Consider the following 20,273-nt stretch of genomic DNA (forward strand, 5'->3'; position numbering starts at 1 on the left):
GGTACCCATGAAACCCGAAGTCCTCCAGCTCAGCCCCATTCTGATTCCTGAAATTCGTGACAAGCTGGACCAGCTATTCACCCTCCGCCGTTACTATGAGCAAGCCGACAAGCCGGCTTATCTGGCTCAGCACGGCGCCACTATTCGCGGTGTAATCACCGGCGGACACACCGGGATTACCCAGGCGGTGATGGCGCAGCTACCTAACCTCGAGGTGGTGGCCGTCAATGGTGTAGGCACCGACGCGGTGGATCTTGCCTATGCCCGTGACCGCGGCATTCAGGTGACGGCCACCATCGGCGCGCTCACCGAGGATGTCGCTGACCTGGCCATCGGCCTGCTGATTTCCGTATGCCGCGGCATCTGCACCGGGGACCGCTACGTGCGCTCCGGCCAATGGCCGCAAAGCGCAACGCCACTGGCACCCTTGCCATTGGCGCGGCAGGTGTCGGGCATGCGCATCGGGATTGTCGGCATGGGCCGCGTCGGGCGTGCCGTGGCAACTCGCGCTGCCGCGTTTGGTTGCCCGATCAGCTACACCGACCTGAAGCCGATGAGCGATGTGCCCTATGCCTTTGTCGGCGATCTCATAACCCTTGCACGCGATAGCGATGCGTTGATTCTCGCGGCTGCTGCCGACAAGGGGGAGGCCATCGTCAATGCCGAGGTGTTACGAGCACTGGGCACTGATGGCTATCTGATCAACATCGCCCGCGGCAAACTGGTCAACGAGGCTGATCTCATCGCGGCCCTGCATAACGGCCAGATTGCCGGCGCCGGCCTGGATGTGTTCGCCGATGAGCCGCAGGTGCCGAGTGAACTATTCGGCCATGAACACGCCGTGCTTCAGCCCCACCGCGCCAGCGCTACGGTACAAACCCGCACACGCATGGGCGAAATGGTGATTGCCAGCCTGACTGACGTGTTCGCCGGGCGTAAACCGGCTGGCAGCGTAACTGGCTGAGTTCCTGGGCTTTAGTCTGCGGAAGGCGGCTCTCGCTGAGTCGCCCTTTGGGGCCGCGAATCCTAAGCGGCTCCTTTTTTATGCTCTTGTCAGTGCTTCTGATGCCAGCATTCAAATCGCTGTATTGGTTACGCTGCCAGTTCCCACGTAACGCGGCTGTGGATCCGCTCTTTGGTCATCGTGATGAGCCGTACGGCCGTTCGCTTCAGCTTCTGTGAACCTCTCCACAATCCTCACGCGGTCGCGTTGATCGCAAAGGCGCTGATTTCCTGGCGGAAAAAATGGTTTTTTAGCGCAGCGCTTTTGGGTAAAGTGCGGGCCTCTTTGGGGAGTAGCCTGCTGCCGGGTCCACTTGGCAGCGTTCGTATCAACATTCTCGGCAGCAGCCGTGGTGCGAACACCTTTCGGTTGGTGAGACCAATGACTGATACGTGCCTAAGGTCGGGCGCGTGTGTCCGTCATTGCCTTACAGCCCGACCGAGACGTAACCGTGAATCCGATTTCCCTCATCCTTCTGGCATTCGCCATGTCCACGGATGCCTTCGCTGCTGCCATCGGCAAGGGCGCCAGCCTGCATAAACCTCGCTTTATCGACGCTTTGCGCACCGGGCTGATCTTTGGCGTTATCGAAGGCATTACCCCCGTAATCGGCTGGTTTATCGGCCAGGCTGCGGTTGGTTTCGTCGAGGAGTGGGATCACTGGATTGCCTTCGTGCTGCTGTTGTTGCTGGGGCTGCATATGATCCACGCGGGGCTGCAGCCAGAAACGGCAGAGGCTACCGAGAAAGCCAAGTCACACTCCTTTTGGGTCTTGGCGGTCACCGCCTTCGCTACCAGCATCGACGCGCTGGCGGTTGGCATTGGCCTGGCGTTCGTCGAGGTCAATATCTGGGTTGCTGCAGTGGCGATAGGCCTGGCGACCATGACCATGGTCACGATCGGCGTGCTGCTCGGCCGAGTGATCGGCACCGCTATTGGCCATAAAGCCGAGATAATCGGCGGGCTGGTTTTGATCGGCGTCGGCGCGGCGATCCTTTACGACCACACCATGCTTTGATCTGGACTTGAGGCGGGGCGTGATGTCGATGAGCCTCGCGGGCTTTGCAAGAGCTGCCTGACTGTTTGATGCTCGCTCTGGAGATGGAAGCCTGCGGTGCCAGCGGATGCATGTCTGTCAGGCAGCCGGCGGTACCGCATGGTCCGTTTCAGCGAGCGGAGGTTCTCACGAGCGGGCCTTGGCGAATCCCGCGAAGCGTTTGTTGAAACCCGCGACGCGGCCTTCGCTTGCGGTCTGACGCTGCTGGCCGGTGTAAATCGGGTGCGAGGCGCTGGACACATCGAGCGTGACATACGGATAGGTATTGCCATCGCTGTGTTCGCGGGTCTTGTCAGTGTTGACGGTGGAGCCGATCAGCCAGAAGGCGTCGGCCGATACGTCGTGAAACAGCACGGCTCGATAGTCGGGGTGAATGCCAGGTTTCATAAGCGCTTCTTTAATTACGTTATAAGGTATCAAATATATCTTTGTTGATTTTGATTCTCAATACAAGACCTCGTCGGCGCTGTCTGATGTGATGGTTTTTGGAGCTCGACTCACTATCAAAAGCAGAAAACGGCTTGCAGTTATTGTTATAAGATAACACCATTGGCGGCTTGAAATTCAACTGCGCTCGTCAACGCTCACAGTCGTAGGATGACGAATCGCTCGTGGAATCTGCCGCAAAGCACTGCAGGGGAGCGACTGATCGTTTAAGATGCGCCCGCCGGTTTCCGCAAGGAATTAATAGGGAATCCGTCGCCGCTACGGTGGCTAAACGGAACTGCCCCCGCAACTGTAGGTACTGAGCATCGCTGCATTCGTGTCACTGGGCTTGCACCCGGGAAGGCCGCAGCGTTGCGATGACGTGCCAGTCAGGAGACCTGCCGGCGTAGGGTCTGATCAGCTGCTGTGCAGGGTGATCCGGCGCTAGTTATCGAACCAGCCGGCGGGGTGTCCGGGAGGGCATCCGTAATTACCGTCTCTTGAGATCGGTGCGGCCATGGCCGCTTGGCGTGATGTGTTCTCCAGCCTGCGCACTGCCGTTTATGCGTATTTTGTTGATTGGGAGATCACCCGCATGTTCGTGTCACGCCTCGCCGTTCTTGCCGCCAGCATCGGCCTGTCCACCCTGGCAGCCGCCAGCCCGACCCAGTACCCGCTGACCCTTGAAAACTGCGGCCAGCCGCTGAGCTTCGCGGCTGCGCCAAAGAGTGCTGTAACCATCGGCCAGGCCGCCAGTGAAATTCTCTATTCTCTGGGCCTCGGTGATCGACTGGTCGGCACCTCGCTGTGGTTCAGCAACGTGCTGCCCGAGTTCGAAGCGCAGAACGCCAAGGTCGAGCGCCTGGCCGATAATGACCCGAGCTTCGAGTCGGTGATCAACAAGCGCCCCGGTCTGGTGGCCGTGCAGTTCGAGTGGATGGTCGGCAAACAGGGCGTGGTTGGCACTCGCGAGCAGTTTCACGATCTGCAAATTCCTACCTACATCATGCCGTCCGACTGCGACGGCAAGGACAATCTGGTTGGCGCCGATGGCACGCGCCTGCAGCCGTTCCAGATCGACAGCCTTTACAGCAGCGTACGGCAGCTGGCGGCAATCTTCGATGTGCAGGCCGAAGGCGAGCAATTGGTAGGCAACCTCCAGGCGCGGCTCGACAAGGCGGTTGCGGGTGCCGAACAGCGTCAGGCCAAGGAAATCAGCGCTGCATTCTGGTTTTCCAGCGCCGATCTCGATCTCGATCCCTACATGGCCGGGCAGAAAGGCGTCGCCGACTACATGATGAAATCCCTGGGCTTGCGCAATGTGGTGGAGTCCAGCGAAGAGTGGCCAACCGTCGGCTGGGAAACGCTGGCCAAGGCCAACCCAACCGTACTGGTATTGGCCCGCATGGATCGCCGCCGCTTCCCGGCGGACGATATCGAGAAAAAACTCGAGTTCCTGCGTAATGATCCGGTGGCCCAGCATATGGATGCGGTGAAGAACGGGCGGATCGTGATCCTTGAGGCCGATGGCATGCAGGCGTCGCTGCGCATGGTCACCGGCATCGAAACCCTGGCCAAGGCCGTTGATGGGTTCGATATCCAGCGATGATGGCTCGTGGCTCTCGGCTAGTGCTGATCACCTTTGCGTGCCTGCTATTGCTGGCTGCGGCGGTCATCGCCGGTGTGGCGCTGGGTGAGACCCCGATCCCGCCCTCCGTAGTCTTCCAGGTGCTGGCCAACAAGCTGTTCGGCGCAGGCTTCGTGCTTGACCCGATTGACGAAGGCATCGTCTGGAACTACCGGCTGACCCGCGCCCTGGTTGCCGCCAGTTGTGGGGCGGGCTTGGCGGTGTCTGGTGTGGTGCTGCAGGCACTGCTGCGCAATCCTCTGGCCGACCCTTACCTGCTCGGCATCTCCGCCGGTGCCTCTACGGGGGCTGTTTCGGTGGCCTTGCTGGGACTTGGCGCGGGCATGTTGTCCCTGTCCATGGGCGCGTTCATTGGTGCTATCGCCGCTTTCAGTCTGGTCGCTCTGTTGGCGAGGGCGGCGGGCGGCGGGGCGCTGAAGGGCACCGGTCAGATCATTCTTGCCGGCATCGCCGGCTCCCAGCTGTTCAATGCCATGACGTCGTTTCTGATCACTAAATCGGCTAGCGCCGAGCAGGCCCGCGGCATTATGTTCTGGCTGCTGGGCAACCTGAGCGGCGCCAACTGGCACGACGTAGCCCTGGCCGTGCCGGTGGCGCTGGCGGGCGTGTTGCTGGTGTCCTGGCATACCCGTGCGCTGGACGCCTTCACCTTCGGCGTCGAGTCGGCGGCGTCTCTAGGCGTGCCGGTGCGCCGTGTGCAGGCCGCACTGATTGCCTGTACTGCGCTGGTTACCGCCGTAATGGTGTCGATCGTCGGCTCAATCGGCTTTGTCGGGCTTGTGATTCCCCATGCGGCGCGGCTGCTGGTTGGGGTGCGGCATGGCCGGCTGGTGCCGGTGGCGGCGCTGACCGGCGCGGTATTCCTGATCGCTGCCGATGTGCTGTCGCGCACCGTGATCAAGGGCCAGGTGCTGCCGATTGGTGTGGTTACCGCGTTGATCGGCGCGCCAGCCTTTGCGGTGATTCTGGTGCGTGGGAGGTGGGTGCGATGACCACCGTACTGCAATGCAGCGCGTTGGGATGGGCGGTAAAAGGGCGTGCTATCGTCGCCGACGTCGACCTGCACTTGCAGCAGGGTGAGACGCTCGGCCTGATCGGCCCCAATGGGTCGGGTAAGTCGACGTTGCTCAAGCTGCTCTCGGGCATCCGCCGACCGTGCAGCGGTCAAGTGCAGTTGCACGGCAAGCCGCTGGCGAGCCTGAGCCGCCGTGATGTCGCTCGGCAGGTCGCTTTCGTCGAGCAGCAGGCCGATACCGGCGATGCTGTCACGGTGCGCGATGCGGTGGAGCTGGGGCGTACGCCCTGGCTGTCTGCCTTGCAGCCCTGGTCGAGCGAGGACCAGCGGATCGTCGACCAGGCGCTGGCCGATGTCGACATGGCGCAAATGCCGGAGCGCGCGTGGAGCACGCTGTCCGGGGGCGAGCGACAGCGGGTGCACATCGCCCGTGCGCTGGCGCAAAAACCGCAGATTCTGCTGCTCGATGAGCCAACCAATCACCTGGATATCCAGCACCAACTGTCGATTCTCAACCTGGTGCGCGCCTTGCCGGTGACCACCCTGATCGCCCTGCATGATCTCAACCAGGCGCTGCAATGCGACCGTCTCGGGGTTATGGAACGCGGCCGCCTGGTGGCACTGGGTACGCCAGCCGAGGTGCTGACGACCGAACGTTTGCGTGACACCTTCGGCGTGCGCGGCCGCTACCTGGTCGACCCAGAAGACGGCGCGCGCGTGCTGCGCTTTCAACCTATCTGACACGAGTGTTTTGTCATGCGTATCTCTGCACGTTTTGCCTTGCTCGCCTGCATACTGGCTGCTACCCCGGCGCTGGCCGAGACCCATCAAGTGAAGATGCTCAATCGCGGAGAGTCCGGTGCCATGGTTTATGAGCCGGATTTTCTGGCCATCGCGCCAGGCGACAGCGTTAAGTTTATCGCCACCCATCCGACCCATAATGCCGCCAGCATTCCCGGCTTTCTGCCGGCGGGTGCCGAGCCGTTCAAGGGCAAGATCAACGAAGAGATCGAGGTGATCTTCAGTGAGCCTGGCCTGTATGGCATTCAATGTATTCCGCACCTGGCGATGGGCATGGTGATGCTGATTCAGGTGGGCGAGCCGTCAGCGAGCAACGTGAAGATCCCCGCGCAACTGCCTGCGCGAGCCAGGCAACGTTTCGAGCAGATCGTCCAGCGTGAGTTGTCGGCGCCATGAATTCGGCGATCTTTTCATGAGTTACCTGCAGCCGTGAGTCGAATACTGACCACCTTCGCCAGCCTGTCACCGGCGGCACGCGTGCTGGTGCTCAACAGCCTGGCGTTCAACTTCGGCTTTTATCTGTTGGTGCCATACCTGGCTGGCCATCTCAGTGGAACGCTGGGCCTGGCAGGCTGGGCCGTTGGCCTGGTGCTTGGCATACGAGTGTTCAGCCAGCAGGGGTTGTTTCTGTTTGGTGGGTTACTGGGCGACCGCATCGGTTATCGACGCGCCATTCTTATCGGTTGCCTGGTGCGTTGCGTGGGCTTCGCGCTGTTGGGGTTTTCCGAAAGCCTTACGATTCTGCTGGTCGCTGCCTGCATCAGCGGTTTCGCCGGGGCGTTATTCACGCCCTGCGCGCAGGCCTACCTGGCTGACGAGTGCCAGGATGCGACGCTGCGCAAGCAGGCGTTCGCCTTGCAGAACATGGCCAGCACGGCGGGCATGCTGCTTGGGCCGTTGGCTGGCCTGGGGCTTATTGGTATCGACTTTGCCGTATCCGGCAGCGTAGCGGCCGGCATGTTTTTGTTGATGACTCTGGTGCAGTGGCGCTTCCTGCCCATCAAGGAGCTGGTGTCCGGTGAGCAACCGGTGACCATGCTGCGCCAGTGCCTGGACATGCTGCGGCAGCGCGCCTTCCTGCGCTTTGCCTTGCTGGCAGCCGCCTATCCGCTGCTGTTCCATCCGCTTTACCTGGCGATTCCGGCTTACAGCCATGCGCATGGCGGTGGCCAGGCGTGGATCACCCGTGTATTCGTCGTTACCGCTCTGCTCGGTGTGCTGCTGCAAATGCCGGTCAGCGCGCTTCGCCAACGCTGGTTGAATGAAGGGCAGGGCATGGGCCTGGGGTTGGCATTGATGGCTGCCAGCTATGGCGTGTTGGCGGAACCCATAGCCGGGTTGCTGAATCCGCAGTGGGCTGTGCTGCTGATGGCCGCGCTGCTCAGCCTTGGCAGCCTGCTGGTGCTGCCTCTGCTGTCGGCGCATGTACCGTATTACGCACAGCGCGGTCAGATGGCCGCCTATTACGGCTTCTTCGCTGGCGTGGGTGGCCTGGTTGCATTGTTCAGCAACGTGCTGATTGGTCGCTTGTTGCCGGCAAATCAGGCGCCACCGCAGCTCCTGTGGTGGGCATTGCTCTGCATTGGAACAGCCGCTGCCTGCGGCCTTTGGCGACATATGGCGCGCTTGCCTCTCAATAAAGAGCAACCATGAACAGGATCTGACCGAAAGCCCACGACCTGTACTACCTTATCCGTTTGTAAATATCTCCCTGATCGCGTGGCGCGAGGTAGCGAGACGCTCGGCTTGACGATGAGATATTTACTGAAGTGGCAGCGGGACAGATAACAGTCGTCACTGCTGAGAGAAGAGACAAATGTTTTCCGTAATCAGGAGGTTGTATGACACAGGAAAGAATCAATCTACGGGACATGATGATCTGCGGTAATGATGTGGTCGAGCGTTTGGAGCGTAGCTTTATGGCTGCTCATGAAAAGGTGGCGCTCAAATTCCTGGACAACATCATTTCCAACTCGAATGCAGTTTTGCTTTTGATCAATAATGATTTCGACCGAGAAGCCGCCGCAGTCAATCGAATAGCGATTGAACACCTGATCAACCTGGCCGCCTTGATCAAGCACCCTGACCACCTTGAGACCCTGCTTTCACCAGGCAAGAACGATATCCCCAAAACCCTGGCAATGATTGCCGGTGGCAATGAACAGGGCGCTGATGTCGATCTGCAAGGCTCACTCTATGATGGTTCCTATCGCGAACTCTCGGCCACTTACGCACATTCCACCATCGCTACAATCAGCACGCACCCTGATGCCGCACAAACATTGGAAAATATGACGAACCTCATCAGCTTAGGGATTGGCTTCCTGGAAGGCCGCTCACAGGGAATGGCGTGATATTTGTCTGTCGTCAAGGTATTGGATTGAAACGCAGCGCCAGCGTGCTCTGGCCTGAGCTCTCCGGGAGTATTTAGACGTGTCGGTGTTTTTGTTGCGCCAGTTAGTGATGGGCAGCGTGCTGCTCTTGGCGTGTGCGTTGCCTGCCCAGGCTGCGTTCACCCTGCCTGGCGATGCCATGCGTTGCACCGGCAGTGCCACGTTAGTCAATTGCAGTGATCGCTTCGGCAATCATTACGGCATCGTTCAGCAGGGCAGTGACACCCTGATGCGCGGCTTCGATGCCATCAGCGGGCAGCGTTGGGCGCAGACCAGTACCACCTACGGCCGTTTGCAGCTGTTTACGGGGATTAGCAGCAACGGCGAGCTGTGGATAGGAACCAGCAGGCGCATCGGCTGGAATGTGGTCAGCCGGTTTTCCAGCTCGAAGGGCGAGCGTGATCGGGTCAATTGCAACCGCATGATTGGCTGCCAGTAAGGTTTCATGAGCGTGCGCAGGGCGGGAGAATCGCCCTGCGGATCTCAACGTGGATGCAGAGCCAATTAATTGAAACGCGGCAGCCGTTGATCGTGCCCGGCCGAATCATCCTGCTGTTCATGCTGAGGCAGGCCGGCGACTTTCAGTGTCGGCATCTTCTCGCCGACCAGGCGCAGATCGCGACGCGGCAGGGCAAAGCGCACATCCAGCTCGCGCAACGCATCGAGCAGTTGCAGGTTGATTTCCTGCTGGATGTCCATGTACTGGTTGTAGTCCGAACTCTCCACGATGTAGACCACCTCGAAGGTCAACTGGCTCTCGTCGAAACCCAGAAAATGCGCACGGTCGAACCTGGCTTTGGGTGTGGCGCGAATGATCTCGCCAACCCGTTCGGATACCCGGCGGACCTTGTCGCTTGGCGTGTCGTAGCTCACACCGAACTTGAACACGATACGCCGCGTCTCCATGCGCTTATAGTTGTGCACGATTTGACGCAGCAGGTCGGCGTTGGCGCACACCACCTGCTCGCCGCTGAGGCTGCGGATGCGCGTGGTCTTCAGGCCAATATGTTCGATGCTCCCGGCCACTTCGCCGAAGACCACGAAATCGCCGATCTCGAACGGCTTGTCGACCCCGATCGACAGTGAGGCGAACACATCACCCAGAACCTGCTGCACTGCCAGAGCGACTGCGATACCACCGACACCTAGGCTGGCTACCAGCGCGGTGATGTCGACGCCGAGGTTGGCAAGGATCGACAGCAGCATCACCGACCAGACGACGATCAGCACCATGATGCTGATGATGGTGGTCATCACCGGGTTATAACCGGTACCGCCATGCTTGCCTACGACCAAGCTGCGTGACCACAGGCGCACGCCGGTGTCGACCCACAGGGCGATCTGCAACGCGAGGGCAACGAACCAGGTGTGGCTCAGCGCAGACTGCCAGCTGCCGGGAAGATCCGGCACGCGCAGCGCCAGCAATAGCGAGAAGGCGAGCAATAGAAAACGGCTGGTACGCCCGATGACCACAGCGACGAAATGCTGCCAGTTTCCTTCCTTGCCTTGCGACCAAGTGACCAGGCGCTTATGCAGGATGCCGACCACGGTGCGCAGTACGGTGTAAATCACCGCGGTCGCAACCACCACGATACCGATGCTGAGCCACAGATCGCGGTCGAGCCACATATTCCACTGTTCCATTTCGGGTCTCCAGATAAAGCCGATACAGGTTTCTGTAGGCCTCAGGACCGAGAAGTTCCACTCAATGGCTTGGATGGCTGAATTGATGACCGAGAAATTGCATCATTGCGCGCCGGCCCGGGGGCGCTGCAGGCAACGCTCAGCTTGTCGCGGGCAGGCCCATCAGCTGGCGGAAACGCCGCGGCTCGACCTGACGAATCACCATCAGGGCGCCGAGTGTGCGGGCCGGTGAGGTTGAGAGAGATGTGGCGGGCATGACATCGGGCAGTTGAATCCGCCAACTGTCGATCAATGCCGCAGGCTCGTTCGCGGCGCCCAGCAAGTCGGTTGCGCGAACCTGCACACCCATGTTTGCCGCCAGCTTCAGAGATTGTTGCACCAGCGCTTGTGCCATCTCACGCTGCTCGCCAGGGTTGGCCGCCGCGAAGTGCAGCAACCATTGTGCCATCGGTTTGCGGCACTGCGCTGCAAGGCCCCGAAAGCGCCTGATAAGCAGGTAGCCGGCGGCAACCAGCACGATTGTCATTGCGGTGAAAAGCAGTTCCATCACGGCTCCGCGCACGAAAGAAATAGCCTGGCCCCGACGGGGCGACCAGCATGGCGGCAAACTACCTGATCAAGCTGCGGCGCCTCAAGCGCTTTTATGGCTTATTGCCATCTTTTTTTGTAGGGTGCAGTGGGGGCGTGCTGGCGAGGATAAGAGGGGGAGGTGCTGCTTTACGCGCAGAGGCCCAGAGGCGCAGGAGAGCTGATGATTACAGACCTATCGGATGCAACCACGTCGACCGAGCGGCAGGGCCGCCGCTCGGTCGCAGGCGTTAGACCTTGAGGACGAGCTTGCCGAAGTTTTCACCCTTGAACAGCTTGAGCAGGGTTTCCGGGAAGGTTTCCAGGCCTTCGACGATATGTTCCTTGGATTTGATCTTGCCGCTCGCCAGCCAACCACCGATTTCAGCGGCCGCGCTGCCGAAGTTGGCGGCGTGATCCATGACCACAAAACCTTCCATGCGTGCACGGTTGACCAGCAATGACAGATAATTGGCCGGGCCTTTGACTGCTTCTTTGTTGTTGTACTGGCTGATCGCGCCGCAGATCACGATCCGTGCTTTCGGCGCGAGGCGGCCCAGCACAGCGTCCAGGGTCTCGCCGCCGACGTTGTCGAAATACACATCGACGCCCTTTGGGCATTCGCGCTTGAGCGCCTCGGGCAGCGACTCGCTCTTGTAGTCGATGGCCGCATCGAAACCCAGCTCATCGGTCAGGTAGGCACATTTCTCTGCGCCACCGGCAATGCCGATCACGCGACAGCCCTTGAGCTTGGCAATCTGCCCGGCAATGCTGCCCACGGCACCGGCGGCGCCAGACAGTACAACGGTGTCACCACTTTTCGGCGCGCCGACGTCGAGCAGGGCGAAGTAGGCGGTCATGCCGGTCATGCCCAAGGCCGACAGGTACACGGGCAGTGGCGCGCGCTTGGGGTCGACTTTATAGAAGCCCTTTGGCTCGCCAAGGAAATAGTCCTGCACGCCGAGGGCGCCATTGACGTGATCACCGACAGCGTAATCCGGATGCTTGGACGCCACCACCTCACCCACGCCCAGCGCACGCATCACGTCACCCAGGCCGACCGGTGCGATATACGACTTGCCTTCGTTCATCCAGCCGCGCATGGCCGGGTCAAGCGACAGATAGAGGTTCTTCACCAGAATCTGTCCGTCAGTGGGCTCACCGACCGGCTTTTCCACGTAATCGAAGGTGTCGCGGCTGACCATGCCGGTGGGGCGTTTGGCGAGCAGGAACTGGCGGTTTAGCTGAGTGGACATGAGAAGCCTCCGTAGAAATAAGTACTGTTGATAAGCCTCGGACTGCAAATTCTCAAGGATGTCGCGGTGGCCGAATGGTCAACGATCCATCGAGCTGATGGGCCTGGCTATCTGATCCGGCAGATTCAACATATCCAACGCGGCTAACTCGCTCGGTTGCGGCGCGTGATTTTCCGGGCTTCGCCAATCGTGTAAAGGCGACAAGCGCTCAGGCGCGCCTGCCGCCGTTGAGCAGCATCAACGTCACCAGCCCCGCGACGATGCCCCAGAACGCCGAGCCGACCCCGAACAGCGTCATCCCAGACGCGGTGACGAGAAAGGTGATAAGCGCCGCTTCGCGTTCCTTCGCCTCGCTCATGGCCTGGGTAAGGCCGCCGATGATCGAGGCGAACAACGCCAGGGCGGCGATCGACAGGATCAGCGCCTTGGGCAGGGCGGCGAACAGGGCCGCGAGGGTGGCGCCAAACAGCCCGGCAATGCCGTAGAACACCCCGCACCAGATGGCCGCCGTATAGCGCTTTTTCGGGTCTTCATGGGCCTCCGGGCCGGCGCAGATCGCGGCACTGATGGCGGCCATGTGGATGCCGTGGGAGCCGAACGGGGCCAGCAGAATCGACACCAGGCTGGTGGTGTTGAGCAATGGCGATGCCGGCACGTCATAACCATTGGCACGCAGCACGGCCATGCCCGGCAGGTTCTGCGAAGCCATGGCGACGATGAACAGCGGGATGCCGATGCTGATTGCCGCCGCGATGGAAAAGCTCGGCGTGGTCCATTCCGGTGTCGCCAGTTGCAGTTCGAACTCGGAGAAATTCAGCAGCCCTAGAGTGCCTGCCAGCACGCAGCCAACCAGCAGCGCCGCCAGTACCGCGTAGCGGGGCAGCAGGCGTTTGCCCAGCAGATACGCGAACAGCATGGCAATCACCAGCAGCGGTTGTTGCTCGGCGGCCACGCAGATTTCCAGGGCAATCTTGAACAGCACGCCAGCTAGCAGGGCGGCGGCGATGGAGCCGGGGATGCGCCGCATGATGCGGTCGAAGCTGCCGGTGAGGCCGCAGACCAGGATCAATGCCGAGCAGAGAATGTAGGCGCCGATTGCCTCGCTATACGGTACGCCAGGCAGGCTGGTGATCAGCAATGCCGCGCCGGGGGTCGACCAGGCGACCATCACCGGGGCGCGGTAGCGCAGCGAGAGGCCGATGCAGGTCACCGCCATGCCGATTGACAGCGCCCATATCCAGGAAGAGATCTGCCCGGCGCTGAGCCCGGCAGCCTGGCCCGCCTGGAACATCAGCACCAGCGAGCTGGTGTAGCCCGTGAGCATGCCGATAAAGCCGGCTACTACGGCGGAGGTCGAGGTGTCGGCCAGGGGGCGCAGGCGAGGGCGGCTGCTCTCGAGCATCACAGCACTCCTTTCATATCGGCGAATATCGGGTACAGCGAGGCCACCAGCAGCACCGCCATGCCGATGTTGAAGGCACGCAGCACACGGGGGTTACGCAGCCAGTTGCGCAGCAGCGAGCCTGCCACCGTCCACAGCCCCACGCTTGGGCAGTTGACCAGCGCGAACAGCCCGGCGATCAGCAGCACATTGATCAGGAAGTTGTCCTGTGGTGTGTAGGTGGTGATGGCGCCGATGGCCATGACCCAAGCCTTGGGGTTGACCCACTGAAAGGCTGCGGCCTGGAGAAAGGTGAAGGGCTTGCCGGTTTCACTGCCGTTGCCATCCGGTGCGCCGGAGCCCGCGATTTTCCAGGCCAGATAGAGCAGGTAGGCCGCTCCCAGGTAGCGCAGCACGGTGTACAACGCGGGCATCTGCTCGAACACCTGGCCGAGGCCAAACCCTACGCACATCACCAGCACCATGAAGCCGAGGCTGATGCCAAGCATGTGCGGCACGCTACGGCGCAGGCCGAAGTTCACCCCGGAGGCGAGCAGCATCATGTTGTTGGGGCCGGGTGTCACCGAGGTGACGAAGGCAAAAGCGACGAAGGCGAGCAGCAGTTCCGGGGTCATGGCGGTTTCTCATGGTTGAGCCGAAACGATAAGGGCTGCCAGCGTGGCCGTCGCGGTACAGCGGCGGCTATAAGCAACCATACAGTTGTGCTTCGATCACTCTGGTGTTCGACCTGTACCGCTCAATGCCTTGTTCACTGCCAGCCAGCCATCTACCGCGTGCTTACCGCTCTCGTCGAACGCGCGCTGCAGCAGTTTTACCTGTTCGCGGCGCAATGCCCGTTCCAGATTGGCACCCTCGGCGGTGAGGCCGAGCAGGCGCTTGCGCTTGTCATCTTCGGCGGGAACGCTCTGCGCCAGATTCATTTCCTGCAGCTGACGCAGCGGAATGCTCAGCGCCTGTTTGCTCACGCCAAGGTAGGCGAGCAGTTCCTTGACGCTCAACCCAGGGTGGCGGGCGATGAAAAACAGGATGCGCTGGTGCACCCGTGACAGTCCTCGGCGCGCGAGCATTTCGTCGGCCTTGGCGGTGAACGCCTGGTAACCAAAGAAGAAGGCTTCCATGGCCGCTTGTTGAGCGGCTGAATTTTTAAGGTCAATCATATTGACGTATATGTCTCGAGCGTCGTACTTTCGGTCAAGCAGTTTGACCCAATTTTTCCAACTTATCACCCGGTGACATTCATGGCCTTCTCCGAACGCATCACCCGCCTGAAAAGCTCCCTGATCCGCGAGATTCTCGCTGCCGCTCAGCGCCCGGAGGTGATGTCGTTCGCCGGTGGCCTGCCCGCCGAAGAGATGTTGCCCACCCTCGACTGGTCTCAAATGCCTGCCAGCATGGGCCAATACGGCATGAGTGAAGGCGAGCCGGCGCTGCGTGAAGCAATCGCGGCCGAGGCGAGGGCCCTTGGCGTCCCGTGCGAGGCGAGCCAGGTGCTGATCGTCAGCGGCTCGCAGCAGACCCTGGATCTGGCCAGCAAACTGTTCATCGATCCGGGCACCAAAGTCCTGCTCGAGGCGCCGACCTACCTGGCGGCGCTGCAGGCCTTCCAGCTGTTTGGCGCCGAGTGCATCGCCGTGCCGCAGGAGGCTGATGGCCCGCATTTGCAAGCGCTCGAAGAGCAGCTGGAACGCCAGCGTCCGGCTTTCGCCTACCTGATCCCGACGTTCCAGAACCCCAGCGCCGTGCGCTACAGCGAAGCCAAGCGCGATGCCGTGGCAGCCTTGCTGGATCGCTACCAGGTCACCCTGATCGAGGACGAGCCGTACCGCGAACTGGTGTTCGACGCCGGCAGCGCCACGCCTATCGTCAGCCGCCTGCGCAAGGCCAGCTGGATTTACACCGGTACCGTCTCCAAGACCCTGTTGCCCGGCTTGCGCGTCGGTTACCTGATCGCCACGCCGGACCTGTATCCGCACCTGCTGCGCCTCAAGCAGTCGGCGGATCTGCACACCAACCGGGTCGGCCAGTGGCAGGCGCTGCAGTGGTTGGGTACCGAGCGCTACGCCGAGCACCTGGCCGAGCTGCGAGATTTCTATCGCCTGCGGCGTGATGCGATGCAGGCGGCGCTCGTCGAACATTTCAGTGATCTGGCCGAGTGGCAGATTCCCCAGGGCGGCTTGTTCTTCTGGCTGCAGCTCAAGCAGCCGCAAGACACGCGCCTGCTGCTCGACGCGGCGCTGGCACAGAACGTGGCATTCATGCCGGGCGAGCCGTTTTTCATCGACCCGGATCGCGAACCAGGCTACCTGCGGCTGAACTTCAGCCACGTGGCGCCGGAACGTCTGGGCGAAGGGCTGCGCCGGCTGGCGAGTGTGGTGCGTCAGGGGCTTGCCGCACAGGCAGCATGATTATCGGCAGATAACGATCATCGAGTTGAGGAGGCGAACATGTACAAGGTGTATGGCGATTACCGATCGGGCAACTGCTACAAGGTCAAGCTGATGCTGGCCCTGCTCGGCAGACCCTTCGAATGGGTGCCCGTCGATATTTTCAAAGGCGAAACCCAGAGCCCCGAGTTCTTGGCCAAGAACCCCAACGGCAAGATTCCGGTGCTGGAGCTGGAAGACGGCACTTGCCTGTGGGAGTCCAACGCCATCCTCAATTTCCTTGCCGATGGCAGCGAGTTCCTGGCGAGCGAGCCACGCCTGCGTACCCAGGTGCTGCAGTGGCAGTTCTTCGAACAGTACAGTCATGAGCCCTACATTGCCGTGGCGCGGCGCATTCAGTGGCTCGAAGGCATGCCGGCGGCGCGCGCCGAGGAGTACAAGGTCTGCCAGGTGCGCGGCCACAAGGCACTGCGGGTCATGGAGCGGCAGTTGCAACAGACGCCGTATCTGGTGGGAGATCGCTACACCATCGCCGACATCGCCCTATACGCCTACACCCATGTCGCTCACGAAGGCGGCTTCGACCTGAGCGGTTATCCGGCAATCAATGCCTGGCTGGCTCGGGTCGCCAGTCACCCGAAGCATGTGACCATGCTGGGCTGATCTTTTTGATGGGTTGCACCTACGCGGCCCGACCCATCTTACAGGTCGAAGCTAGTACCGTAGGATGGGTGTAACCCATCGTTTCTCTATCGCGGCCCCCGGCTCGGGCTGCGTATCGCCTATTTGCGCAGCAGCCGCAGCCCGTTGAACACCACCAGCAGGCTCACGCCGACATCGGCGAATACCGCCATCCACATGGTCACCTGACCAGTGATGGTCATGGCCAGAAAGATCATCTTGATGCCCAGAGCCAGGGCGATGTTCTGCTTGAGGATCGTCGCGGTCTGCTGCGACAGGCGGATGAACGAAGGAATCTTGCGCAGATCATCGTCCATGATCGCCACGTCGGCGGTTTCGATGGCCGTGTCAGTACCAATTGCCGCCATGGCAAAACCGATATCGGCGCGGGCCAGAGCAGGGGCGTCATTGATGCCATCGCCGACCATGGCGACCATGCCTTTCTGGCCGAGCAGGCTTTCGACAGTGGCCAGTTTGTCGGCGGGCAGCAGATCACCGCGAGCTTCATCGATGCCGACCTGAGCGGCGATGGCCTGGGCGGTGTGCTGGTTGTCGCCGGTGAGCATGACGGTCTTGATGCCCAGGGCGTGCAGGGCGGCGATGGCCTCACGGCTGCTGGCCTTGAGCGTATCGGCGACCGCGAAAAGCGCCAGTGCGCGCTGCTCGTCGCTTAGCACGATCACTGTCTTGCCTTGACGCTCTAGCTGATCGAGCCGGGCTTGGATCGCTTGCGTGCAAAGGCCTCGCTCTTCAAGCAGGCGGCGGTTACCCAACTGGTAGCGCTGGCCGTCGATAACGCCTCGTACGCCACGCCCGGGCAGCGCTTCGAATGCCTGCACGTCACCAAGAACGATGCCTTGCTCCTGCGCCGCCTGGGCGACCGCCAGCGACACCGGGTGATCGGAGCGAGCGGCCAGGCTGGCTGCACAGTTACGGTAGTGATCGGCATCTTCGCCCAGCGCCTGATAATCGGTCTGCACCGGTTTGCCGTGGGTGAGGGTGCCGGTCTTGTCCAGCGCCAGGTGGGTGATGTGCCGGCCGTTCTCCAGGTACACGCCGCCCTTGACCAGAATGCCTTTGCGCGCCGCCGCGGCCAAGCCGCTGACGATGCTTACTGGCGTGGAGATCACCAGCGCGCAGGGGCAGGCAACCACCAGCAGCACCAGCGCGCGGTAGATCCAGTCGTACCAGCCACCGCCGAACAGCAGCGGTGGCACCACGGCCACTGCCATGGAAAGCAGGAACACCAGTGGGGTGTAGATGCGTGCGAAGCGATCAACGAAACGTTGGGTCGGCGCGCGCGCGCCCTGGGCTTCCTCCACTGCCTTGATGATGCGCGACAGCGTGCTGTTGCTGGCGGCGGCGCTGACCCGGTATTCCAATGCGCCGCTCTGGTTGATGGTGCCCGCGAACAGCGGATCGCCCAAGCTTTTCTCGATCGGCAAACTTTCGCCAGTGATCGGCGATTGGTCGACTGTCGAGTGCCCCGCCAGCACCTCGCCATCCAGGCCGATGCGCTCGCCTGGGCGCAGGCGTACCACGCTGCCGATGCCCACCTGCGCTACGTCCAGGGCCTGCCAGCTGCCGTCGGCCTGGCGCACCGTGGCCCGTTCCGGGGTCAGCGCAAGCAAGCCGCGAATGGCGTTGCGCGCGCGATCCAGGGACTTCGCTTCGATCCGCTCGGCGATGGCGAACAGCACCATGACCATTGCGGCCTCCGGCCACTGGCCGATCAGCACCGCGCCAGTCACGGCAATGCTCATCAGCGCATTGATGTTCAGATTGAAGTTCTTGAGGGCGATCCAGCCTTTTTTATAAACATCGAGTCCGGCGGTGAGAATGGCGCCCAGGGCGATCAGTGCCACTACCCATTGCGGCGCGGTATCGGTGAAGTGCACCAGCTCGGCCAGGAATGCCGCGATGCCGGCGATGATCTGGCGCCACGGCCTGCCGTCCGGTGTGGGCTCTGCTGCGGTCGGCTGGCCTTCGCCGCCTTCGAGCTGAGGCGTGAAGCCCAATTCCCGGATGGCTTGCAGGGCCGGCTCGAGCGCGTCCGAGCTGTGTCGAATGGTCAGCACTCCTTGCATCACGTTGAAGTGCAGGGCCTCGATACCGGGCTGACGGGCGAGCTTGTCGCTGATCAGTCGCTCTTCGGTGGGGCAATCCATCTGCTCGATGCGCACCCGGGTTTCGCTCGCCAGTGGCGTGGCCTGCATGCCGAGGCTGGCAATCGTCTTCATCAGCAGCGGCGCAGCACCTGCGTCGTGCTGCACGAGCAAGGTACGGTTGAGCAGGTTGAACTGCATGGCGTGCACTTCGGGCAGGTGCTGCAGCTTGCCGCGAATAAGGCCCTCTTCGGTCGGGCAGCACATTGCTTCGATGCGCAGTGTGCTGCTTTCACCAGCGGAGAGCGTTTGCGCAGACGCAGCTGTGGCAGCAGGCTCGCTGATCTGGCTGACCAATGGGCTGGTGGCGCAGCAGGACGATGCCGCCTCGGTATCACAGCACGAAGCCTTGGGCGCTAAGGGCTCGGGGGTTCGTTCGTTATCGCAACAATTCGCCATGTGGGTTCTCCCAGCTATCATGTTGCTGAGTGAACACCCTGTAGCCACTATAGGGTCAAGCACCTGAGGAACAGATGATGAAAATTGGCGAATTAGCGACAGTCACCGGGTGTCCGGTGGAAACCATCCGCTACTACGAGCGCGAAGGGCTGCTACCTGCACCACAGCGCAGCGAGGGCAATTACCGGCTTTACCGCCCCGAGCACCTCGAGCGGCTGACCTTTATCCGCAATTGCCGCACGCTGGACATGACGCTCGACGAAATTCGCGAGCTGCTCAGCCTGCGCGGTCGACCGGCGGAAAACTGCGAGGCCATCAACACGTTGATTGACGAGCACATCGAACACGTTAATTCGCGAATCGCCAGCTTGCAGTCCCTGCAAGGGCAACTGGTCGAGCTGCGCAACAGTTGCCTGGCGGACCAGCAGTCTTCGCCCTGCGAGATCATCCGGCAGCTCAGCACCAGTGACACCCTGCATACCGACAAGGATGTCTCCCATGTCGGACGTAGCCATCAGCACTAAGAGCCTGTTCATAATCTTTCAGCCCAGATTCGCCGATTTTGGCAGCTAAGTGGCGGGAGCGGCCGTTCACGATCGTGGGAGGGGCTCTAGGCGTAGGGTGGACGACGCTTCATCCGTCCACCGCTTTACGATCACAATGGTGGATGAAAAAAGCGCCATCCACCCTACGTCTACCTGGGATGCGCGCAGATGATGCGTAACCTACGAATGGTGGGAGCGGGCGGGGACGCCCAGTTGTTCATGCACGCGAATCGCGGGCACGGCCCGCTCCCACAGTCGTAGGGTGGACGACGCCTCATCTACGCGCCCCGATCCACCCTACGTCCGCTATCGCCTTGTAGCTGCTACTTCAGGCGCATAAAGATCGTGAACAGGCTCTAAGATGCCGCTAAGGAACGCCTGCGTTTCAGCCTCCTAGGGGAGCTTCACACCGCAAAGCGCTGGTCCAGATAGGCAGCAATGGCCTTGGATTCGTACAGCCAGGTGCTCTGGCCGTTTTCTTCAATGCGCAGGCACGGCACCTGAATCTTGCCACCTTGGCTCTCCAGCTCGCTGCGGGCAGTGGCGTCATTCTTCGCATCACGCATGGCCACCGGCACGTTAAGTGCGTGCAGCTTGCGGCGGATTTTCACGCAGAACGGACAGGCCTTGAACTGATACAACGCCAGGTTGCCCGCTGCCTGCTCGACCGCAGCCTGATCGGCGGGTGCGCGCTTCATTTTGGCCGGGCGAGTGGCGAGGTCGCCAAGAACGATCAGTTGGCCGAGGCCGAGGCGCAGTGCCTTGATAATCATGATGAGTACCTGCAAGTGTGAACGGCGCGCAGCTTACCCGAGTTGGGCGGCCGGCCCAACCGCCTGGCGGTTGCGGCATAATGCCCCGTCCACGCAAACCTGACGGCCGATCTG

At 61.4% G+C, this 20,273-nt stretch carries 21 protein-coding genes and 2 riboswitches; of the genes, 12 read left to right on the forward strand and 9 right to left on the reverse strand.

Going from position 1 to position 20,273, the window contains the following annotated elements; all coding sequences use genetic code 11:
• Window positions 1-7: 7 nt before the first annotated feature.
• On the forward strand, window positions 8-964 hold the full coding sequence (locus BLS60_RS14005) for a 2-hydroxyacid dehydrogenase (RefSeq protein WP_092369138.1): 957 nt from the start codon (window positions 8-10) through the stop codon (window positions 962-964).
• Window positions 965-1,283: 319 nt separating this feature from the next.
• A riboswitch (yybP-ykoY riboswitch) is annotated at window positions 1,284-1,450 on the forward strand.
• A gap of 4 nt (window positions 1,451-1,454) precedes the next feature.
• Entirely contained in the window at window positions 1,455-2,021 is a 567-nt protein-coding gene (mntP, locus tag BLS60_RS14010; protein WP_070883413.1) for a manganese efflux pump MntP, read from the forward strand.
• A 165-nt stretch (window positions 2,022-2,186) separates the two neighbouring features.
• On the opposite strand, the gene BLS60_RS14015 is transcribed toward mntP, so the two are convergent.
• A complete protein-coding gene (locus BLS60_RS14015) occupies window positions 2,187-2,447 on the reverse strand; it encodes a type B 50S ribosomal protein L31 (protein ID WP_092369141.1) in 261 nt (86 codons plus the stop codon).
• 264 nt (window positions 2,448-2,711) lie between these two features.
• A riboswitch (cobalamin riboswitch) is annotated at window positions 2,712-2,906 on the forward strand.
• 175 nt (window positions 2,907-3,081) lie between these two features.
• Here BLS60_RS14015 and BLS60_RS14020 point away from each other — a divergent pair.
• The 7 genes from BLS60_RS14020 to BLS60_RS14050 all read left to right on the forward strand — a co-directional run bounded on the left by BLS60_RS14020 (window position 3,082) and on the right by BLS60_RS14050 (window position 8,782).
• Window positions 3,082-4,095: an ABC transporter substrate-binding protein gene (locus BLS60_RS14020; RefSeq protein ID WP_092369491.1), complete on the forward strand. Its 1,014-nt coding sequence runs from the start codon at window positions 3,082-3,084 to the stop codon at window positions 4,093-4,095.
• Window positions 4,092-5,126, forward strand: a complete 1,035-nt coding sequence (locus BLS60_RS14025) for a FecCD family ABC transporter permease (RefSeq protein WP_420831586.1) — start codon at window positions 4,092-4,094, stop codon at window positions 5,124-5,126. The genes BLS60_RS14020 and BLS60_RS14025 overlap by 4 nt, the downstream gene beginning before the upstream one ends.
• Window positions 5,123-5,890 (forward strand): ABC transporter ATP-binding protein, encoded by a 768-nt coding sequence (locus BLS60_RS14030; RefSeq protein WP_070883411.1) that lies wholly within the window; start codon window positions 5,123-5,125, stop codon window positions 5,888-5,890. Before BLS60_RS14025 ends, BLS60_RS14030 begins: the two co-directional genes overlap by 4 nt.
• Window positions 5,891-5,905: 15 nt before the next feature.
• The gene (locus tag BLS60_RS14035) at window positions 5,906-6,346 is read left to right on the forward strand and encodes a pseudoazurin (RefSeq protein WP_092369144.1); all 441 of its coding nucleotides are present in this window, start codon (window positions 5,906-5,908) and stop codon (window positions 6,344-6,346) included.
• 33 nt (window positions 6,347-6,379) lie between these two features.
• Window positions 6,380-7,603, forward strand: a complete 1,224-nt coding sequence (locus tag BLS60_RS14040; RefSeq protein ID WP_092369147.1) for an MFS transporter — start codon at window positions 6,380-6,382, stop codon at window positions 7,601-7,603.
• Between the two features lie 188 nt (window positions 7,604-7,791).
• Complete coding sequence (locus BLS60_RS14045) at window positions 7,792-8,304, forward strand: DUF5677 domain-containing protein (protein WP_143024605.1); 513 nt, start codon at window positions 7,792-7,794, stop codon at window positions 8,302-8,304.
• A 109-nt stretch (window positions 8,305-8,413) separates the two neighbouring features.
• Complete coding sequence (locus tag BLS60_RS14050; RefSeq protein WP_420848471.1) at window positions 8,414-8,782, forward strand: hypothetical protein; 369 nt, start codon at window positions 8,414-8,416, stop codon at window positions 8,780-8,782.
• 65 nt (window positions 8,783-8,847) lie between these two features.
• Here BLS60_RS14050 and BLS60_RS14055 read toward each other — a convergent pair whose 3' ends face one another.
• From BLS60_RS14055 to BLS60_RS14080, 6 genes are all read right to left on the reverse strand, one after another.
• A complete protein-coding gene (locus BLS60_RS14055) occupies window positions 8,848-9,987 on the reverse strand; it encodes a mechanosensitive ion channel family protein (RefSeq protein WP_092369150.1) in 1,140 nt (379 codons plus the stop codon).
• 139 nt (window positions 9,988-10,126) lie between these two features.
• Window positions 10,127-10,534 (reverse strand): hypothetical protein, encoded by a 408-nt coding sequence (locus tag BLS60_RS14060; RefSeq protein WP_092369153.1) that lies wholly within the window; start codon window positions 10,532-10,534, stop codon window positions 10,127-10,129.
• A 271-nt stretch (window positions 10,535-10,805) separates the two neighbouring features.
• A complete protein-coding gene (locus BLS60_RS14065; RefSeq protein WP_092369156.1) occupies window positions 10,806-11,810 on the reverse strand; it encodes an NADP-dependent oxidoreductase in 1,005 nt (334 codons plus the stop codon).
• Between the two features lie 208 nt (window positions 11,811-12,018).
• A complete protein-coding gene (locus tag BLS60_RS14070) occupies window positions 12,019-13,212 on the reverse strand; it encodes a benzoate/H(+) symporter BenE family transporter (protein ID WP_092369159.1) in 1,194 nt (397 codons plus the stop codon).
• Window positions 13,212-13,826: a LysE family translocator gene (locus BLS60_RS14075; RefSeq protein ID WP_092369162.1), complete on the reverse strand. Its 615-nt coding sequence runs from the start codon at window positions 13,824-13,826 to the stop codon at window positions 13,212-13,214. Before BLS60_RS14075 ends, BLS60_RS14070 begins: the two co-directional genes overlap by 1 nt.
• 96 nt (window positions 13,827-13,922) lie before the next feature.
• Window positions 13,923-14,369: a MarR family winged helix-turn-helix transcriptional regulator gene (locus tag BLS60_RS14080; RefSeq protein ID WP_092369165.1), complete on the reverse strand. Its 447-nt coding sequence runs from the start codon at window positions 14,367-14,369 to the stop codon at window positions 13,923-13,925.
• An 81-nt stretch (window positions 14,370-14,450) separates the two neighbouring features.
• On the opposite strand from BLS60_RS14080, the gene BLS60_RS14085 reads away from it, so the two are divergent.
• The gene (locus BLS60_RS14085) at window positions 14,451-15,617 is read left to right on the forward strand and encodes an aminotransferase-like domain-containing protein (RefSeq protein ID WP_092369168.1); all 1,167 of its coding nucleotides are present in this window, start codon (window positions 14,451-14,453) and stop codon (window positions 15,615-15,617) included.
• A 39-nt stretch (window positions 15,618-15,656) separates the two neighbouring features.
• Window positions 15,657-16,259, forward strand: coding sequence for a glutathione S-transferase family protein (locus tag BLS60_RS14090; RefSeq protein ID WP_070883400.1), 603 nt, complete (start codon window positions 15,657-15,659; stop codon window positions 16,257-16,259).
• Between the two features lie 119 nt (window positions 16,260-16,378).
• Here BLS60_RS14090 and BLS60_RS14095 read toward each other — a convergent pair whose 3' ends face one another.
• On the reverse strand, window positions 16,379-18,583 hold the full coding sequence (locus BLS60_RS14095; protein WP_476742262.1) for a heavy metal translocating P-type ATPase: 2,205 nt from the start codon (window positions 18,581-18,583) through the stop codon (window positions 16,379-16,381).
• A 335-nt stretch (window positions 18,584-18,918) separates the two neighbouring features.
• Between BLS60_RS14095 and cadR the strand changes: the two genes are divergently transcribed.
• On the forward strand, window positions 18,919-19,365 hold the full coding sequence (cadR, locus tag BLS60_RS14100; RefSeq protein ID WP_092369171.1) for a Cd(II)/Pb(II)-responsive transcriptional regulator: 447 nt from the start codon (window positions 18,919-18,921) through the stop codon (window positions 19,363-19,365).
• A gap of 425 nt (window positions 19,366-19,790) precedes the next feature.
• Here cadR and BLS60_RS14105 read toward each other — a convergent pair whose 3' ends face one another.
• Complete coding sequence (locus BLS60_RS14105; protein WP_092369174.1) at window positions 19,791-20,159, reverse strand: glutaredoxin family protein; 369 nt, start codon at window positions 20,157-20,159, stop codon at window positions 19,791-19,793.
• Between the last annotated feature and the right edge of the window lie 114 nt (window positions 20,160-20,273).

It is taken from the genome of Phytopseudomonas seleniipraecipitans (genome assembly GCF_900102335.1).
GTDB lineage: Bacteria > Pseudomonadota > Gammaproteobacteria > Pseudomonadales > Pseudomonadaceae > Aquipseudomonas > Aquipseudomonas seleniipraecipitans.

Excerpts from the sequence above, each read along its gene's own strand:
- BLS60_RS14065 (WP_092369156.1), bottom strand. The coding sequence starts at position 11,810 with ATGTCCACTCAGCTAAACCGCCAGTTCCTGCTCGCCAAACGCCCCACC.
- BLS60_RS14005 (WP_092369138.1), top strand. The coding sequence starts at position 8 with ATGAAACCCGAAGTCCTCCAGCTCAGCCCCATTCTGATTCCTGAAATT.
- BLS60_RS14070 (WP_092369159.1), bottom strand. The coding sequence starts at position 13,212 with ATGCTCGAGAGCAGCCGCCCTCGCCTGCGCCCCCTGGCCGACACCTCG.
- BLS60_RS14015 (WP_092369141.1), bottom strand. The coding sequence starts at position 2,447 with ATGAAACCTGGCATTCACCCCGACTATCGAGCCGTGCTGTTTCACGAC.
- BLS60_RS14055 (WP_092369150.1), bottom strand. The coding sequence starts at position 9,987 with ATGGAACAGTGGAATATGTGGCTCGACCGCGATCTGTGGCTCAGCATC.
- BLS60_RS14035 (WP_092369144.1), top strand. The coding sequence starts at position 5,906 with ATGCGTATCTCTGCACGTTTTGCCTTGCTCGCCTGCATACTGGCTGCT.
- BLS60_RS14025 (WP_420831586.1), top strand. The coding sequence starts at position 4,092 with ATGATGGCTCGTGGCTCTCGGCTAGTGCTGATCACCTTTGCGTGCCTG.
- BLS60_RS14020 (WP_092369491.1), top strand. The coding sequence starts at position 3,082 with ATGTTCGTGTCACGCCTCGCCGTTCTTGCCGCCAGCATCGGCCTGTCC.
- BLS60_RS14030 (WP_070883411.1), top strand. The coding sequence starts at position 5,123 with ATGACCACCGTACTGCAATGCAGCGCGTTGGGATGGGCGGTAAAAGGG.
- BLS60_RS14060 (WP_092369153.1), bottom strand. The coding sequence starts at position 10,534 with ATGGAACTGCTTTTCACCGCAATGACAATCGTGCTGGTTGCCGCCGGC.
- BLS60_RS14095 (WP_476742262.1), bottom strand. The coding sequence starts at position 18,583 with ATGCAGTTCAACCTGCTCAACCGTACCTTGCTCGTGCAGCACGACGCA.
- BLS60_RS14090 (WP_070883400.1), top strand. The coding sequence starts at position 15,657 with ATGTACAAGGTGTATGGCGATTACCGATCGGGCAACTGCTACAAGGTC.
- BLS60_RS14105 (WP_092369174.1), bottom strand. The coding sequence starts at position 20,159 with ATGATTATCAAGGCACTGCGCCTCGGCCTCGGCCAACTGATCGTTCTT.
- BLS60_RS14080 (WP_092369165.1), bottom strand. The coding sequence starts at position 14,369 with ATGATTGACCTTAAAAATTCAGCCGCTCAACAAGCGGCCATGGAAGCC.
- BLS60_RS14045 (WP_143024605.1), top strand. The coding sequence starts at position 7,792 with ATGACACAGGAAAGAATCAATCTACGGGACATGATGATCTGCGGTAAT.
- BLS60_RS14050 (WP_420848471.1), top strand. The coding sequence starts at position 8,414 with ATGGGCAGCGTGCTGCTCTTGGCGTGTGCGTTGCCTGCCCAGGCTGCG.
- BLS60_RS14075 (WP_092369162.1), bottom strand. The coding sequence starts at position 13,826 with ATGACCCCGGAACTGCTGCTCGCCTTCGTCGCTTTTGCCTTCGTCACC.
- BLS60_RS14085 (WP_092369168.1), top strand. The coding sequence starts at position 14,451 with ATGGCCTTCTCCGAACGCATCACCCGCCTGAAAAGCTCCCTGATCCGC.
- cadR (WP_092369171.1), top strand. The coding sequence starts at position 18,919 with ATGAAAATTGGCGAATTAGCGACAGTCACCGGGTGTCCGGTGGAAACC.